The organism is Streptomyces sp. NPDC051738 (assembly GCF_044453205.1).
In the GTDB taxonomy this organism is placed as follows: Bacteria; Actinomycetota; Actinomycetes; order Streptomycetales; family Streptomycetaceae; genus Streptomyces.
In genome coordinates this window covers 1-15,794 of the sequence record NZ_JBITCM010000023.1, presented here as the reverse complement: position 1 = coordinate 15,794, position 15,794 = coordinate 1, and the positions used below count along the sequence as shown (strand labels likewise).

At 70.4% G+C, this 15,794-nt stretch carries 12 protein-coding genes; 4 read left to right on the top strand and 8 right to left on the bottom strand.

Annotation, left to right across the window (positions count from 1 at the left end; all coding sequences use genetic code 11):
* Positions 1 to 2 precede the first annotated feature (2 nt).
* On the top strand, positions 3 to 1,439 hold the full coding sequence (locus tag ACIA8X_RS38490) for an aldehyde dehydrogenase family protein (RefSeq protein WP_393459761.1): 1,437 nt from the start codon (positions 3 to 5) through the stop codon (positions 1,437 to 1,439).
* 58 nt (positions 1,440 to 1,497) lie between these two features.
* Here the strand turns inward: ACIA8X_RS38490 and trxA are convergent, their stop codons facing one another.
* The gene (gene trxA / locus ACIA8X_RS38485) at positions 1,498 to 1,884 is read right to left on the bottom strand and encodes a thioredoxin (protein ID WP_393459758.1); all 387 of its coding nucleotides are present in this window, start codon (positions 1,882 to 1,884) and stop codon (positions 1,498 to 1,500) included.
* A 131-nt stretch (positions 1,885 to 2,015) separates the two neighbouring features.
* Between trxA and ACIA8X_RS38480 the strand changes: the two genes are divergently transcribed.
* A complete protein-coding gene (locus ACIA8X_RS38480) occupies positions 2,016 to 3,449 on the top strand; it encodes a dihydrolipoyl dehydrogenase family protein (protein WP_393459755.1) in 1,434 nt (477 codons plus the stop codon).
* Positions 3,450 to 3,494: 45 nt separating this feature from the next.
* Here ACIA8X_RS38480 and ACIA8X_RS38475 read toward each other — a convergent pair whose 3' ends face one another.
* A complete protein-coding gene (locus ACIA8X_RS38475; RefSeq protein ID WP_393459752.1) occupies positions 3,495 to 4,142 on the bottom strand; it encodes a peptide deformylase in 648 nt (215 codons plus the stop codon).
* A 163-nt stretch (positions 4,143 to 4,305) separates the two neighbouring features.
* Here ACIA8X_RS38475 and ACIA8X_RS38470 point away from each other — a divergent pair, with 163 nt between their 5' ends.
* A complete protein-coding gene (locus tag ACIA8X_RS38470) occupies positions 4,306 to 5,733 on the top strand; it encodes a PepSY-associated TM helix domain-containing protein (RefSeq protein ID WP_393459749.1) in 1,428 nt (475 codons plus the stop codon).
* 92 nt (positions 5,734 to 5,825) lie between these two features.
* Here the strand turns inward: ACIA8X_RS38470 and ACIA8X_RS38465 are convergent, their stop codons facing one another.
* From ACIA8X_RS38465 to ACIA8X_RS38455, 3 genes are all read right to left on the bottom strand, one after another.
* A complete protein-coding gene (locus ACIA8X_RS38465) occupies positions 5,826 to 6,173 on the bottom strand; it encodes a tetratricopeptide repeat protein (RefSeq protein WP_393459746.1) in 348 nt (115 codons plus the stop codon).
* A gap of 67 nt (positions 6,174 to 6,240) precedes the next feature.
* Positions 6,241 to 6,705, bottom strand: a complete 465-nt coding sequence (locus ACIA8X_RS38460) for a MarR family transcriptional regulator (RefSeq protein WP_393459744.1) — start codon at positions 6,703 to 6,705, stop codon at positions 6,241 to 6,243.
* Positions 6,702 to 7,193 (bottom strand): MarR family winged helix-turn-helix transcriptional regulator, encoded by a 492-nt coding sequence (locus ACIA8X_RS38455; protein WP_393459741.1) that lies wholly within the window; start codon positions 7,191 to 7,193, stop codon positions 6,702 to 6,704. The genes ACIA8X_RS38460 and ACIA8X_RS38455 overlap by 4 nt, the downstream gene beginning before the upstream one ends.
* Before the next feature lie 113 nt (positions 7,194 to 7,306).
* Between ACIA8X_RS38455 and ACIA8X_RS38450 the strand changes: the two genes are divergently transcribed.
* Complete coding sequence (locus ACIA8X_RS38450; protein WP_393459738.1) at positions 7,307 to 8,272, top strand: pirin family protein; 966 nt, start codon at positions 7,307 to 7,309, stop codon at positions 8,270 to 8,272.
* 574 nt (positions 8,273 to 8,846) lie between these two features.
* On the opposite strand, the gene ACIA8X_RS38445 is transcribed toward ACIA8X_RS38450, so the two are convergent.
* From ACIA8X_RS38445 to ACIA8X_RS38435, 3 genes are all read right to left on the bottom strand, one after another.
* Positions 8,847 to 10,436 (bottom strand): hypothetical protein, encoded by a 1,590-nt coding sequence (locus ACIA8X_RS38445; RefSeq protein WP_399460251.1) that lies wholly within the window; start codon positions 10,434 to 10,436, stop codon positions 8,847 to 8,849.
* 134 nt (positions 10,437 to 10,570) lie between these two features.
* Positions 10,571 to 10,759 (bottom strand): hypothetical protein, encoded by a 189-nt coding sequence (locus ACIA8X_RS38440; protein ID WP_393459732.1) that lies wholly within the window; start codon positions 10,757 to 10,759, stop codon positions 10,571 to 10,573.
* Positions 10,760 to 11,079: 320 nt separating this feature from the next.
* Positions 11,080 to 15,105, bottom strand: a complete 4,026-nt coding sequence (locus ACIA8X_RS38435) for an AAA family ATPase (protein WP_399460250.1) — start codon at positions 15,103 to 15,105, stop codon at positions 11,080 to 11,082.
* Between the last annotated feature and the right edge of the window lie 689 nt (positions 15,106 to 15,794).

The following is a 15,794-nucleotide window of genomic DNA, read 5'->3' as shown; positions in this document are numbered from 1 at the left end:
CAATGCCGTTGCTCGACCCCAAGGCCTGGCAGTCCAGCTCCCTGTCGGGAGAGGAGTACGCCGTCACCGAGCCCGCCACCGGCGACACGCTCGGCACCGTCACCCTGGCCTCCGCCGAGGACGTCGCCACGGCCGCGGAGGCCGGCCGCGCCGCCCAGTCCGAGTGGGCGCGCGTCCCGCACTTCGTGCGCGCCGCTGTGCTGCGCAAGGCCGGTGACCTGTTCGCCGCGCACACCGAGGAACTGCGCGAGTGGATCGTCCGCGAGTCGGGCTCGATCCCCGGCAAGGCCGAGTTCGAGCTGCACGTCGCCGCCCAGGAGTGCTACGAGGCCGCGGCTCTCGCCTCCCGTCCGGCCGGGCAGGTCCTGCCCAGCGAGGCGCCCCGGCTGTCGTACACCCGCCGGGTCCCCGTCGGCGTGGTCGGCGTGATCGCCCCGTTCAACGCCCCGCTGATCCTCTCCATCCGCTCGGTCGCCCCGGCCCTCGCCCTCGGCAACGCCGTCGTGCTGAAGCCGGACCCGCGCACGGCGGTCTGCGGTGGACTGTCCCTCGCGGCGATCTTCGCCGAGGCCGGTCTCCCCGAGGGGCTGCTGCATGTGCTGCCGGGCGGCCCCGAGGTCGGCCAGGCACTGGTCGCCGACCCGCGCGTGCCCGTGATCTCCTTCACCGGATCCACGGCCGCGGGCCGGGCCGTCGGCGAGGCCGCCGGGCGGCATCTCAAGCGCGCGCACCTGGAGTTGGGCGGCAACTCCGCCCTGATCGTGCTGGAGGACGCCGACCTCGACGCGGTGATCTCCACGGCCGCCTGGGGTTCCTTCTTCCATCAGGGCCAGATCTGCATGACGACCGGCCGCCACATCGTCCACCAGTCCCTGTACGGGGAGTACGTCGAGCGACTCGCCGCCAAGGCCGACTCCCTCGCGGTCGGCGACCCGCACCGCGCCCAGGTCCACCTCGGCCCGCTCATCGACGCCGGCCAGCTGGGCAAGGTGCACGGGCTGGTGGAGGCCAGCACGTCCCGGGGCGCCAAGCTCGCGGCGGGCGGCACCCACGAGGAGCTCTTCTACCGGCCGACCGTGCTCGCCGGGGTCGACGAGCAGACGCCCGCGTACGCCGAGGAGGTCTTCGGCCCGGTCGCGCCCGTACGCCCCTTCGCCACCGCCGACGAGGCCGCCGCCCTCGCCGCCGCGAGCTCCTACGGCCTCTCCCTGGGCATCGTCACCCGGGACGCCGCCCGCGGCCTCGACCTGGCCGAGCGCATCCCGACCGGCATCGTGCACATCAACGACCAGACCGTGAACGACGAGGCGGTCGCGCCCTTCGGCGGTATCGCCGCCTCCGGCACCGGCGCCCGGTTCGGCGGCGAGGCCAACCTGGAGGCGTTCACCGACGTGCGCTGGACGACGGTACGCGGGGACGTGGCGGCGTACCCGTTCTAAGCGGCGTACCCGCTAAGCGGCGTACCCGTTCCAAGACGGCTTCCGCTGACGCGGCTTCCTACTGGCCGTTCTGCTCGGCCTGCTCCTGCTGGGCGGCCACGGACTTGCGGACCTCGTCCATGTCGAGCTTGCGGGCCTGCCCAATGACGTCCGTCAGGGCGGCCTCGGGCAGGGCCCCGGGCTGCGCGAACACGGCGACGCGGTCACGGACGATCATCAGCGTGGGGATCGACTGGATACCGAAGGCGGCGGCCAGCTCCGGCTGCGCCTCGGTGTCGACCTTGCCGAACACGAGGTCGGGGTTGTCCTCGGCGGCCTTCTCGTAGACCGGGGCGAACTGACGGCACGGCCCGCACCAGGACGCCCAGAAGTCGATCAGTACGAACTCGTTGTCCGTGACCGTCTGGTCGAAGTTCTCCTTGGTGAGCTCCACGGTGCTGCTCATGGCGTAATCCCTCTTCCTCGTGTCGGGGCGAAGCCGTCGGCGACAACATGGCCGTGCGGCTGTGTATTCCGTCGTATTTCCGCGCGCGTACCCGTGTGGCCACGCCGCACACCACCCGTAAGACTGACCTCATGACGGAAACGGATTCCATCGAGTACGACGTCGTGGTCCTCGGGGCCGGGCCAGTGGGGGAGAACGTGGCCGACCGCACCCGTGCGGCCGGCCTGTCCACCGCGGTCGTGGAGAGCGAACTGGTCGGCGGCGAGTGCTCGTACTGGGCGTGCATGCCCAGCAAGGCCCTGTTGCGTCCCGGCCTCGCCCAGGCCGACGCCCGCCGCCTGCCGGGCCTCGCCCAGGCCGTGCAGGGACCCCTGGACGCGGCCGCTGTCCTCGACCGGCGCAACGGATTCACCTCGAACTGGAACGACGACGGTCAGATCCAGTGGCTGTCCGGCATCGGCGCCGACTTCTATCGCGGCCACGGCCGCCTCGCCGGGCCCCGAACGGTGGAGGTGGCCGACTCGGACGGCGTACGGCGCGTCCTGACCGCCCGGCACGCCGTGGCCGTCTGCACCGGCAGCCGGGCCGTCCTCCCGGACCTTCCCGGACTCGCCGAGATCAAGCCCTGGACCAGCCGCGAGGCCACCAGCGCGCAGACCGTGCCGGGCCGACTCATCGTGATCGGCGGGGGAGTGGTCGCCACCGAGATGGCCACCGCATGGCACGCCCTCGGCTCACGGGTCACGCTCCTCGTGCGCGGCAAGGGCCTGCTGAACCGTATGGAGCCCTTCGCCGGCGAAATGGTCGCCGAGGCGCTCACCGAGGCGGGCGTCGACGTCCGCACGGGCACCTCGGTCACCTCCGTGACCAGGGAGAACGGCACCATCGTGGCCGTCACCGACACCGGCGACCGCATCGAGGCCGACGAGATCCTCTTCGCGACCGGTCGTGCCCCGCGCACCGACGACATCGGCCTGGACACGGTCGGCCTGGAGCCCGGCTCCTGGCTGCAGGTCGACGACAGCCTGCGCGTCACCGGAAACGAGTGGCTGTACGCGGTCGGCGACGTCAACCACCGAGCCCTCCTCACCCACCAGGGCAAGTACCAGGCCCGTATCGCGGGCGCGGCCATCGCCGCCCGTGCCTCCGGCGTCTCCGTGCTCGACTCGGACCCGTGGAGCGCCCACGCCGCCACCGCCGACCACGCCGCCGTCCCCCAGGTCGTCTTCACCGACCCCGAGGCCGCCGCCGTGGGCCTCTCCCTGGCGGAGGCGGAACAGGCCGGCCGCCGCGTCCGCGCCGTCGACTACGACCTCGCCTCGGTCGCGGGTGCGTCCCTGTACGGCGACGACTACCGGGGCCGCGCCCGCATGGTCGTCGACCTGGAGCGCGAGATCCTCCTCGGCGTCACCTTCGTCGGCCCCGGCGTCGGCGAACTCATCCACTCGGCGACGATCGCGGTCGCCGGCCAGGTGCCGATCAGCCGGCTCTGGCACGCGGTCCCGTCGTATCCGACGATCAGTGAGGTGTGGCTGCGGCTGCTGGAGTCGTACCGGGACAACTGACGTACGACGGCCCCAACTGGCGTACTTCGGCCCCAACTGGCGTACTCAGTCCGGCAGTTGGAAGCCGAGGGCGCTCGCCGCCTCGCCCGGGGACGGCTGGGCCCAGTACTCGGCCATCGCCTGGTTCGAGGAGAGCGAGCGCAGCTCGGCCCGGTCCAGGTAGAGCATGCCGTCGAGGTGGTCCGTCTCGTGCTGCACGATACGGGCGGGCCACCCCGCGAACACCTCGTCGACCGCGTGCCCTTGCTCGTCCTCGCAGGTCAGCCGGACCTCGGCGGGCCGCGCCACCACCGCCTGATACCCCGGGACGCTCAGACAGCCCTCGAAGAACGCGGCACGGGCGCTGCCCACGGGCTCGTACGACGGGTTCACCAGCACCCGGAACGGCTGCGGCACCCGCCCGCGCGTCAGCCGCACCTCCTCCGGCACCGGCGCCGGGTCCTCGATCACCGCGATCCGCAGCGGCACACCGACCTGCGGCGCCGCGAGGCCCACGCCCGGCGCCGCGTGCATGGTGATCCGGAGGGCCTGGATGAAGCGGGCCAGCAGGGCGGGGTGCAGTTGGCCGTCGAAGCGCTCGGTGGGGCGCCGCAACACCGGGTCGCCGGCCGCCACGATGGTCAACGGGCCTTCGGTGGCGAGGAGTTGCTCGACCAGTTCGGCCAGGGGTGCGCGATCGCTCGGAGGTGCCATCGCGCCAGCATGCCACGGCGCCCGTGAGGCACGCCGACTCCTGTGTGACGTACGCCACTTAACAGGTCTGGAACTCGACGGACCTTTCGTCCGACTACTGGACCGCTACAAGCAGACAGAGATACGTCCCCACTCCCCGTCTCACGCCCCGGAGATGCCGCCGATGTCCATCGCTCCCTCGACCGCCACGGAGGAGGCGTCGCAGTCCGACGCCCCGGCGGCGCCGTCCCGCAGATGGGCGCCGCTGCGCCCGCTGATCCTGCGTCTGCACTTCTACGCCGGAGTGCTCGTCGCGCCGTTCCTGCTCGTCGCCGCGGCCACCGGCTTCCTGTACGCCGGAGCGTTCCAGGCCGAGAAGCTCCTGTACGCCCACGAGATGACCGTCCCCGTCGGTGACGAGAAGCTGCCCATATCCCAGCAGGTCGCCGCAGCACGCAAGGCCCACCCCGAGGGCACCGTCTCGGCGATACGGCCCTCCCCGGAGGACGACGCGTCCACCAGGGTCATGCTCTCCGGCGTCAAGGGCATCGACGACACCCACACGCTCGCCGTGTTCGTCGACCCGTACACCGCCGAGGTGCGCGGCGCCCTCGATCAGTACGGCTCGACCGGTGCGCTGCCCCTGCGCACCTGGATCGACGAGTTCCACCGCGACCTGCACCTCGGCGACAACGGCCGCCTCTACAGCGAGTTGGCGGCGAGCTGGCTGTGGGTGATCGCGGCCGGCGGCCTGGCCTTGTGGTTCACCCGCCGCCGCGCCCTGCGCAAGGTGCGCGGCACCAGCGGGCGCCGCCGTACGCTCGGCCTGCACGGCACCGTCGGCGTCTGGGCCGCGATCGGGTTCTTCTTCCTCTCGGCGACCGGCCTGACCTGGTCGACGTACGCAGGCGCCAACATCGACGAGCTGCGCACCTCCCTCGGGCAGGCCACCCCGTCCGTCTCGGCCTCGGCGGGCGGCGACCACGGCGGTCACGGGGCCGCCGCCGGCAGCGGCGGGAGCGGTGAACACGGCGTCGGCCTCGACAAGGTCCTGGCCGCCGCGCGCGCCGAGGGCCTGGGCGACCCGGTGGAGATCGTGCCGCCCGCCGACGACTCGTCCGCGTACGTGGTGAAGCAGGTGCAGCGCAGCTGGCCGTCGAAACAGGACGCCGCCGCGATCGACCCGGCGACCGGCGAGGTCACCGACCTGGTGCGGTTCGCCGACTACCCGGTGCTCGCCAAGCTGACCCGCTGGGGCATCGACCTGCACACCGGAGTCCTCTTCGGCCTGGCCAACCAGATCGTCCTGATGCTGCTCGCGCTCTCGCTGATCGTGCTGATCGTGTGGGGCTACCGCATGTGGTGGCAGCGCGGCCGCGGCTCCGCCTTCGGCAGGCCCATACCGCGCGGCGCCTGGCAGCAGGTGCCTCCGCAGATCCTGGTCCCGCTGGTGGCGGTGGTCGTCGTGGTCGGCTACTTCGTGCCGCTCCTCGGCATCTCGCTGGCCGCGTTCATCGTCGTGGACGTCGTTCTGGGCGAGATCGCCCATCGGCGGGGGAAGCGGACGCCCGCGGAAGTGAAGAGCGGAAGTGAAGCAGCGGAAGTGAAGTAGCGGAGGCGTGACTTTGGGCCCGGTTCCGGGGGAACCGGGCCCTTCGCCTTGCTCGGAGCTCCTTGCCCAGAGCCCCTGCCCAGAGCACCTGCTCAGAGCTCCTCGAAGTCGCCCGCCAGCGCCGAGGCGAGGCGCAGGTGCGGCTCCGCCTCCGTGTCCCGTCCCTGCCGCTGCAGGGTGCGGCCCAGCATCAGCCGGGCGTACTGCTCGACCGGGTCGCGCTCGATGATGACGCGCAACTCGCCCTCGGCGCTCCGCAGTTGGGCCGAGTGGTAGTAGGCGCGCGCCAGCAGCAGCCGCGGTCCGGTCTGCTGCGGCACCTCCTCGACCAGCCTGCCGAGGACGCGCGCGGCGGCGGTGTAGTCCTTGGCGCCGAAGAACAGCTGCGCGCGCTCCCAGCGCTCGGCCGGTGTTCCGTGGTCGTAGTACGTCGTGTCCACTCGTGGCCCTCCTTCGGGGCCGTCAACGGAGCAAGGTGGTTCGATATTCCACTACTCGTCGATCCCGCTACTCGTCGAGAGGGGAGAGGAGGGCGAGGGCGGCGAGCTCGGCGTCGGCCCGCTCGGTGATGAGGGTCAGCACACGACCGGCGGCGGTCAGATCCTCCGTCGGGATATCGGCGTAGATCCGGGCGGTGATGGGGGCGGTCTCGGCGGACGTCCTGTCGTACAGCTCCCGTCCGGCGTCCGTGATCCGCACCTGGGACGGCTCGTGAGGGGCCAGCAGTTCCGCGGCGATCAGCTCGTCGACCACGGAGTGGACCTCCGAGGCGTCGATCTTCAGTGCGCCGACGACACCGCCGACGAGGCGGTCCCGCTCGACCGGTCCGTCGGCGACGGCGACAAGGCGCAGGGTGACGGACTGCTGGAACGTCGCGCCGTGGCGGGCCAGTACACGTTCCAGCAGTGCGCGGCTCGCGTAGTGGGCCAGCGCTATGACTCGGGGGTCGACCAGGGGAGTGGTGGTGGTCATGACTGCTCCTTGTCGGACTCGCTGTCGAGGGCGAACGGGTCAAGGGGTGCGTCGAGCAGGATCGCCAGATCACGCGTGAACTCCCGCGTGCGGGCGCTGTCCAGACCGCCCAGCGGCGCCAGCAACTGCTGGAGGAGCCCTTGGACGACCTTGATCGCCTGCCGGGTCCGCTCACGGCCCTGCTCGGTGAGCGCCAACTGCACGGCGCGTGGGTCGCGGGGGTCCCGGGTGCGTTCGAGGAGGCCGGCGGCTTCCAGGGATCGCGCCAGTTTGGAGACGTAGAGCGGTTCGAGTCCGGTGTGGTCGGCCAGGCGCCGCTGGCTGGGGCGCTCCCCGCGGCGCTGCATGCCGTACAGCGAGGCCACCAGCGCGTACTGCGCATGGGTGAGTCCAAGCGGGGTCACGGCCCGGTCGACCGCGACCCGCCACTTCGTCGACAGACGCCACACCAGGAAACCGGGCGAGGCCTTCTCGGAACCCTTGCTCATGCTCGATACCGTACATGGCTACTATAGCCATGGCTACTACTTTCTGAACCGCATCGAGACAGCGCCGGGTGACGGACTGACGCGGCGGCCCCGGCAGGGCTACTTTGGGCGACATGAGCAATCTTGATCGCGAGGCGGTGCCCGCCATCTGCGGCGGCCGTGGTTTCGTCGTGGCGGAGCCCGTACGCGAACTTCTCAGCCCTCGTCACGTCAAGCTCGGCGAGTCCACCGAGGTCCGTCGACTGCTGCCCAACCTGGGTCGACGCATGGTCGGCGCCTGGTGCTTCGTCGATCACTACGGCCCCGACGACATCGCCGACGAGCCCGGCATGCAGGTGCCGCCGCACCCGCACATGGGTCTGCAGACGGTGAGCTGGCTGCACGAGGGGGAGGTGCTGCACCGGGACTCGACGGGCAGCCTCCAGACGATCCACCCGCGCGAGCTGGGCCTGATGACCTCCGGCCGGGCGATCAGCCACTCCGAGGAGAGCCCCAGGTCGCACGCCCGTCTCCTGCACGGCGCCCAGCTCTGGGTGGCCCTCCCGGACGGCCACCGCCACACCGACCCGCACTTCGAACACCACGCCGACCTGCCCGTCGTCACGGCACCGGGCCTGCGCGCCACGCTGATCCTCGGCGACCTCGACGGCGCGAGCTCACCCGGCACGACCTACACCCCGATCGTCGGCGCCGACCTGACCCTGGCCCGCGGCACGGACGTACGCCTCCCGCTGGAGCCGGACTTCGAGTACGCCGTCCTGTCCATGTCCGGCGAGGCCCATGTGGACGGCGTACCGCTGCTGCCCGGCTCGATGCTCTACCTCGGCTGCGGCCGCACCGAACTCCCGCTGCGCGCCGAGTCGGACGCCGGCCTGATGCTGCTCGGGGGTGAGCCGTTCGAGGAGGAGCTGATCATGTTCTGGAACTGGATCGGACGGTCCCAGGAGGAGATCGTGGAGGCGCGGCGGGACTGGATGGAGGGCTCGCGATTCGGGGAGGTGAAGGGGTACGACGGGGATCCGCTGCCCGCACCGGAACTGCCGCCGGTGCCGTTGAAACCGCGGGGGAGGGTGCGTTGACCTGTAGGAATGCCTGAAGTCACGCGGTTGACGAGCGGGAGCCGGTCGAGCCCTGCTTCCCGCTCTTGGATCGCTGGCGGGAGCGCGGCAAAGCGGGTGTCGGGGAGTGGTTTCGGGTGGCGGACGATTCCACGGTGTGGCTGTCTGTGGGCGGCTGTGGCAGGACGTTTGCTGACCTGATGCTGACTAGAAAGCCGCAGAAGCGGCTGAGCGGTACCAGCAGGTTCTTCGTCTGCTGGCGGTACAGGAGCTGAATCCGCGCTGACTTGGCAAAACGGTAGTTGGCGCAGCCTTCGGTCGGGGGCTGGTCCGGAAATGGTCCGGATCTTGCTCTGGCGGCGCCGGTTCGGGTCATGCTGCGGCTGCAGGGCGAGCGATTGGGGGCGAGCGGGACTGGACAGAGCAGATGGTCGGCTGCCCGGACGCTGGACTCTTCCGGACTCATGGGACGACGTCGGCGCCATCGGTGTCCCGTCTGCTCTTCTTCAGTCCGCTTCCAGTCGCATGACGACATCTCTGGTGACGATCGGCGCGGATGTCCCCTCGGACAGGATGTCCAGCAGATCTGGGCGGATCACGACGGCGCAGCCGCTCGTCCGTGGCCAGGCAGGCGGTAGGCGCTCCGCTCGTACTCGGTGCGCCAGCAGATGAGTCGCAGGGCCGGACCTCGGTCGTCCTCCAGTGTCAGCGGGGCTCCGGGCCTCAAGCGGAGTGCGGTGCGGAGCCACGGGGTGGGGGTCAGTGCGAAGCCGGGAAGTCCCAGGCCTTGGGCCGCGTCTGCGGCGGCGGTCATGGCGCGGTCGAGGCCGAGGAGCGGGCTCCCTGGTGGGACGTCAGCGGCGGAGTGTTGCCCCGGCGGCCGGGTCCACTCCTCGAGGTCTCCCTGTGAGAAGGGGAGTGTGCTGCGTTCCCGGTTCCCGTTCTCCGTCACTTCCGGGCCCGAAAAGCTCACGACGGTCAGGCCGGTCGTCCGTGTGCGCGGTGACAGGAACTTGCGCTCCTCCACGGAAGCGAGGATGCGCCACCCCGGGAGGATCTGTCCCCTGCCGGCAGCGGCTTGCGTCAGTGGCCGTGTGGAGATGGTCTCGGCGGTTGTTTCGGCCGCCGGGGTGTCCTGGTCGGACGGGTCGTCTGGGCCGGGTGGCAGCCGCAGGTTGGGGCGCGGCCAGCGTGCCTCCTCGAAGGCCAGCGGGATGCGGGGGTCGTCTGTCAGTGCGCGGGCCAGCTGGTCCTCCCAGACGACCGGATCGCTCGCTAGGCCCTGCGAGAGCCTCTGCGCGCGGCTGCCCGCTGCCACCGTCTGGATCGCCTCTTCGATGGTCTCTTCGATGGCGAGATAGGCGTCTGGCAGCTCGCCCTCGTCGACACTTCGGTTGGCGCGGAGTTGGGCCTTGTTCCTCTCGATGGTGCGCTCGGTGTCGACTGCGCGGCGGACCTCGGCGAGGACCGCTCGGATCAGTCCGGGCTGCAGTTGCTCGGCTTCGTTCAGCCGCGAGCCGGCCACCTCTGCCACCATCCCCGCCAGCACGCGGTCTCTCGGGCTTTCTCCCCGTGCGGCGAAGGTCCACAGGCGGCTCGGCGGCTTCAGCGCGGTCGGGTCCGAGGGTCCCATGGGCACGCCAGCCACATCCGTGATCAGTCGGCGGGCGAGGGCGCGAACGGTGAGCAGGGGCCCTCGGGCCAGTGCCTCGAGTGCGTCCTGGCAGTGGTCCACGACGGGTTGGGCCGCTGGCCCCTCTTCCTGGAGGAGACACAGCAACCACATCAGGGTCGTCGGATCGGAGAGATGCTCCAGCGCAAGTGCCATGGCGGGTGCCGTGGCTTCGGGGCGTAGTGTGACCAGGGACCGCGTCGCGACCATCGCTCGGCGTTTGCCTTCTCGGTCCGCGTGTGCGACTCCCGCCAGTGCCGCGGTGGCGAGTGCTTGGTCGAGATCGCCGGGTGCGGGGGTGCCGTTGTCGTTGTCGGGGGCGCGGTAGGGGTGTTGAGGGTCGTCGCTGTCGTGGACTCGAGGTGCTCTGATCTCGATGACCGTTGCGGCTTCGTCCCAGAGGGCGAAGGCCAGGTCGAGAGAGTCGTTCGGGGGCAGGGCGAGCGCTTGGTGGGCGAAGGCGAAGATCAGTGCCTGGGTGATGCCGTGTGTCCCGTACCGGCCGGCGGCCACCACTGCTTCGGCCTCTTCGGTGATGACACGGTGGGTGAGGGTGCGATCGAGTTGCGCGGCCGCACGAAGGGCGTCGAGGGCTGTCTCGCCTCCGAAGTTCAGCCATCCGCCTTGTCCGCGGGTGCGTACCCAGGTCAGTGCGTAGGCTTCGGCGGCGAGCGCGTTATGGCCGTCTGGCGGAGCTTGTCCGCTAGTCGGCGCAGCAGGAGGGGACCGTCCCGGAAGTCGAAGGGGCCGGCGATGGCACGCAGGACTTGTGCGGCCTCGTCAGACTGTCCTCGGGTGGCGAGGTTGAGCAGGCCGTCGCCGACGAGGTTTGTCACCTGTTCGAGGGTGTGTTGTGGTGTGTCGGCCTCGTATGGGCTCAGGTGCCATGCGCGCAGTACCCGGATCAGACCGACCGGTTCTGAGGGCGCGGGCGCTGGGGCGGCAGGGGAGGTCCGGGCCGTGGCTGGCTGCGCGGGGCTGGGTGCGCTGTGGCGGCTCCGGAACTCGTCGGTGGCCGGCGGTTCGGGCAGGGGGGTGAGCTGCGGGGCGCCGATGCGTTCGGCGACGGCATTGAGTTCCGCGACCAATTGTGCGTCGGCCGGCCTGGTCTGGTCGCTGGAGGAATCGCGGTTCGCTTGCCGCTCGTCAGCCCTGCTCAGTGCGATGCGCAGCAGTTGTGGAACGCCGTCGGGCGCGGAGGGGCCGACTGCCCGGGCGAGCCGGTCCAGAAGTGCGGCGTCGGCTTGGAGGAGCGGGGTGTCCAGGGTGATGCGCAGGGCGGTTGCCACGACCGGGTCGGCGGTGTCGTTCCACGCGCGCCAGAGGTCTTCTCGGGCGCCGTTGAGGATGGTGTTCGGGCCGTTGCAGTCGCTGAGCAGGCCGGTGGCTGCGAGATCGGCGAGGGCCGAGGGGTCTGCCTCGGCCAGAACGTTCCACCACCGCGGGCGGGCGGCGTTGGTCTCCTTGCCGTCGGTGTGATGGACAAGGCGTTCGCATAGGGGCTGGATGCGCGCCACCCGCGCCCGCCCTCGGGCCGGGTCCGCGGTGACCAGGGCAGGCTCGGATCCAGGACTTCGTACACGGTGATGTCCTTGCGCCAGCCGTAGGCCACCAGGAAGTGGCAGGCCGCCAGCCAGCGTTCCTCGGCCTCGGCGAGGTCATCGGCGGTGAGGGAGAGGCGCGCGTGGATGAGGAGGTAGCGGGCGAGGTCGCTGTAGAAGCGTCCGCCGGCCTGCTGGAGGAACTCGTTGCGGACGGCTGGGTCGACGCCGGCCTGCCGTGCGGGCGTGGTGTGCTCGACGGCGATCGTCAGGAGCGTGTCGGCTGGCAGCGGTCCGCCCATCTCGCCGCGCAGGCTGACGCTGATTTCCCGGCTGACGTGGATGAGAGTCTTCCACGCCTGCGGCCAATCCTGGTCAGACACGAGGGCGGCCGCCCGGCGTACCGACTCTTCGATGAGCGGATGGATCGGGTAGAGGTCGCAGGCGCGCGGTTTGCCGGTGAAGCGGCTGAGGTCTGCGGTCAAAAGCTCGAGGGCTTCAATGACAAGGCTTGACCGGGTGGGCGCTGCGGCGGCTTCGGCACGTGCGAGGGCGATCGCGAACCGCAGCCAGCAGGGATACCAGCCGGGCCCCTGGACGAGAACCGGCATCGCGTCCAGAGCGATGGGGTCGGTCTGTGCGGTGATCGCCAGGGCGTCAAGCCACCTAGCCACAGTCGCGGGGCTCCACCGGACCTGTTCGTTTTGTACGTCACGGGTGAGGGCGAAAAGGGCGTCGCGGGCATTCGAAGTCGCGTCTGTCGCAAGGCCTTCAGCGAGATCGGCGGCGGCGACCCCCAGCGCGAGCAGCCGGTGCGCCGTTCCCGACAGGTATCCCAGTTCGGCAGCCTTCTGCGCCCAGTCTGCGGCGCTGCCCGCCTCCCCAACCACCGCGCCTGCGGCGATCTGCTCGGCGAGTACGAGGCATACCGGCCCGCCCGCGGCAAGGCGCGGCACCAGGTCGGTGACGGCCTCGATTCCGACGGTGTCGAGGAGCGTCTTCACGACGGCGTCGGCCGCTGCCTGATCACCCCGTTCCTTGAGCCACTCGGCGATGCGGTCCAGCGGCACCGGCCGGTCGGGCCCGTCCTCGCGCGGCTCCTCACCTGCCCCCTGATCGGTCGCCGACAGACGCAGTCGGCCACGCAGGTACGCAAGTTCGACGGCTCGGTCGGACTCCGCCCCGTAGGAGGTGTTATCCGATTCGGCCTCGTGGTCGTGTGCCGCCATATACGCGTGCCAGGGTGCTACGGCGCCTGCCGCGTCGAGGACGGCGCACATCTGCAGACCTGCCCGGGCAGGCATGACAGTCCGCCCGTCGTGCAGGAGTCGGTCCGCTAGCGTCTGAGCCCCCATCAAGGCGATCGGCACGTCGGCGAATTCCACCAGGTCCGAGTCGAAGCGCTCGAACTCGTACGTCTGTGCGGCCCTGGCGAGTTCGACGCAGCGAGCGACGACCGGCCAGTTCGCCGTCCTGGCGGCGCATCGCAGGCCGGTGGCCAGGTTGTCCCTGATCGCCGAGGCCGGGTGGGCGGTGGCGACGGCTCGGGTGACGAAGTCCCGCCCGATGTGTTCGAGCACCTCTGTGTCGCGCCCCGCTTCGGCGAGTATCTGCAGGAGGCGGCGGAAGGCCCGCGGGTCGTTGAACAGTCCCTTCCCGGTCAGCCAGGTGGAGATCAGCGCCAGCGTCGATTCCAGGGCTGCGGGATCGTTGTCGTAGCCCAAGCGCAGGTAGCGGGCGAATGACTCGTGGTAGACGCGGATTTCGCTGGGCCCGGCCGTTCCGGACAGCACCGGGGCCAGCACCTTCAGCGCGCCATCGATCCTGTGCGCCCGATCCGGGATGATCTGCCCGAGTTCCTCGCGGGTGACGGACATGCCGAGCAGGGCGATGATGTCCGCGACGACATCGGCTTCTGCGCCGAGGGTGTCGTAGAGGTGGGCGTAGTAGCCCTCCAACGAGCCCTGGTAAGCCGGGAGCGCCCGCACCACCGCCGCGGCCTTCGTGATCGTCTCCGGCCGGAGGGCAACCTCGCGGCAGAGGTACGTCGCGTACAGGGCGTTGCCGCCCGAGCGTTCCTGCAGCGCGTCCAGGAAGTGGGTCACGTCGCGGTCGTCGGTCAGGAGGGCTTCGGCGCGCTCGTCGTCCGCCGTAGGGACGAGTCCGAGCCGCTCCGCGACGGCGCGGCACTCGTGCGCGGTCAGTGGAGGCACGGCGACGGAAGCCGCCTCGGCGTCCTGGAGGGGGACGAGGTGGTTTCCGGGCTGGCTGAGGACGATGAGGACGCTGCCGGGCGGAAGGGGCAGCGAGCCGAGGACCGCGGCGAGGGCCATGGACGGATCGGCTCTCCGGGTCCTTCCTCCTTGTACGCGGGTGACGTGATCCAGTCCGTCTACGACGAGCGCCACGCGCCGGGTGGGGTCCTTGCGCAGAGCGGTGTCTACCGCCGTGGTCAGCGCTTGCGCATCGGCGGCGAAACGCGGGCGCTGCTCCTGGACGAGGACGGGTTCCGCCTCGGCCAGCCGGCCCAGCAGGCTGCCGAAGACCGTTTCGGTGACCACCCGGGTCAGCTGATCGCCGTCGGCATCGCCGAGGTAGCAGTAGTGCTCGGCAACCAGCCATCCATCGCCGGTAAGTTGGTCGACCAGCTGCTGGCACGCCCAAGACTTGCCCTGTCCCGGTGGGCCCGTGACTAGCAGAACTCCTCCGTTGGCTGCCGCTGTCCCGGCCGCCTCTGCCAGGACGCCGACCGTGGCGGGCCTGGCCACTTCCAGGGCGCGGTCGACAGGGTTTGCGCGCACGACGGCGCCGAGGTCGCTGCGCAACTGGGCCTGGCGCAGTAGCTCGCGGGGTGTCACCTCGACACCGCGCTGCCGGGCGGAGCGAACCGTGCGGATCAGCGCCTCGGCGACGTCCACCGGTGAGCGTCCCTCGTTGGGGTAGATCCCCGCGCCGAGCTCGCCGCGTACCCGTTGGAGAAGAAGCTGTTCGGCCAGCCCCGGCTGCAGGAGGTCCGTCGTCATGGCCGGTGCGCCGACTTCCACCACCAGGTTCTCGCACAGCCATTCCAGGTCCTGTTTGGACACGGCCTTGTCACCGCTGGTCAGAAACCCGAAGACGTTACCCGCCTTGCGTCGGCCCCGCGCGGGCAGGTCGAACCCTCGCCAGAGGGCCTCCGCGTCGAACCGCAGGAGTGTGGTGTTCATCCCCGGCAGGAACGGCGCCTCGGAGGAGCGGGCGGGCACCATCACCGTGTTGAGTGCGTCGTCGCCCGGAGGTGCATTGCGCATCACGATGCGCAGCCGGTGGGCGGTGGCGCCCGCACCCGGTCCATCCCGGTCGGCGACGGCAGCCGCCACAAGGCGGTCCAGCCTCAGTCCGCGGTCGTCGGTCGTGAACGTGGTGTAGCCGAGGGGGTCTTCCTCGTCCGAGTGCTTGAACTGCGTCCGCTCACGGGATCCGTCCGCGTTGATCACTGTGAGGTCGTCGAAGCGGTCGTCCGTCACCAGCTTCTCGTCGACGTGGACTCTGGCGATCCCACCGAGCAGCAGGTCAACGACGCGGCCTGCCTCCATCAAGTCCTGGTACTCGTACCCGCGGTGCGCGGCAGTTAGATCACTCATGTCGGCAGCATTCTCCACCGTCAAACACCCTGCTTGGGCAGAAGTGGCCACACCGCGACGAGGGCTCCCGATCAGGTCCCCAGCGCGCCCTGACGATCCGCGAACGGGTGAACCCGGCGGGGGCCTCGAGACATCAACGGTGTGCAACAACCTTGCCGTGGCCGACGAAGCGGCGGGCAACGTACTTGTGGGTGGTGCAGGACCGGCCACGGCCTGGAGACGGAACTGCTCGGCCAGTTGTCGGCCCGTGCCGCTGTACGTGCATGAAGACTCGACGCCCAGTGATCCTGCAACGGCGATATGGAGTGGGTTTTCGGACACCCGTTTTCTATCCTGGCGTACTCGGAGAACGGGGGGCAAGGTGGGCAAGGGACGGAAGACGCCGGGACGGACCCCTCCTCAAAGGTTGGATCGACGACTCGCAGGTATGGACATGGCGAGCATGCAGGCCCTGCTCACGGCAGCGGGCGCCAGTCCCGGAACCCGGCACAGATGGGCGTCGGTCGGGTACCTCCTTCAGCAGCTGTTGGCTACGCCGTCAACCGGGCGGTCGTCCGCCAAGGCCGTGACCGTGGGCGGGCTACTGGATGCATGTCGCCGGGAGGCGCCTTGGCTAGAGGTTGTCCCGTAACCGGTGGGGCGGTTGGTGCGTTGGCTGGGCATGGGTGGGGTGATCTCAGCGGATGATCCGAAGTGGATCGAGCCGT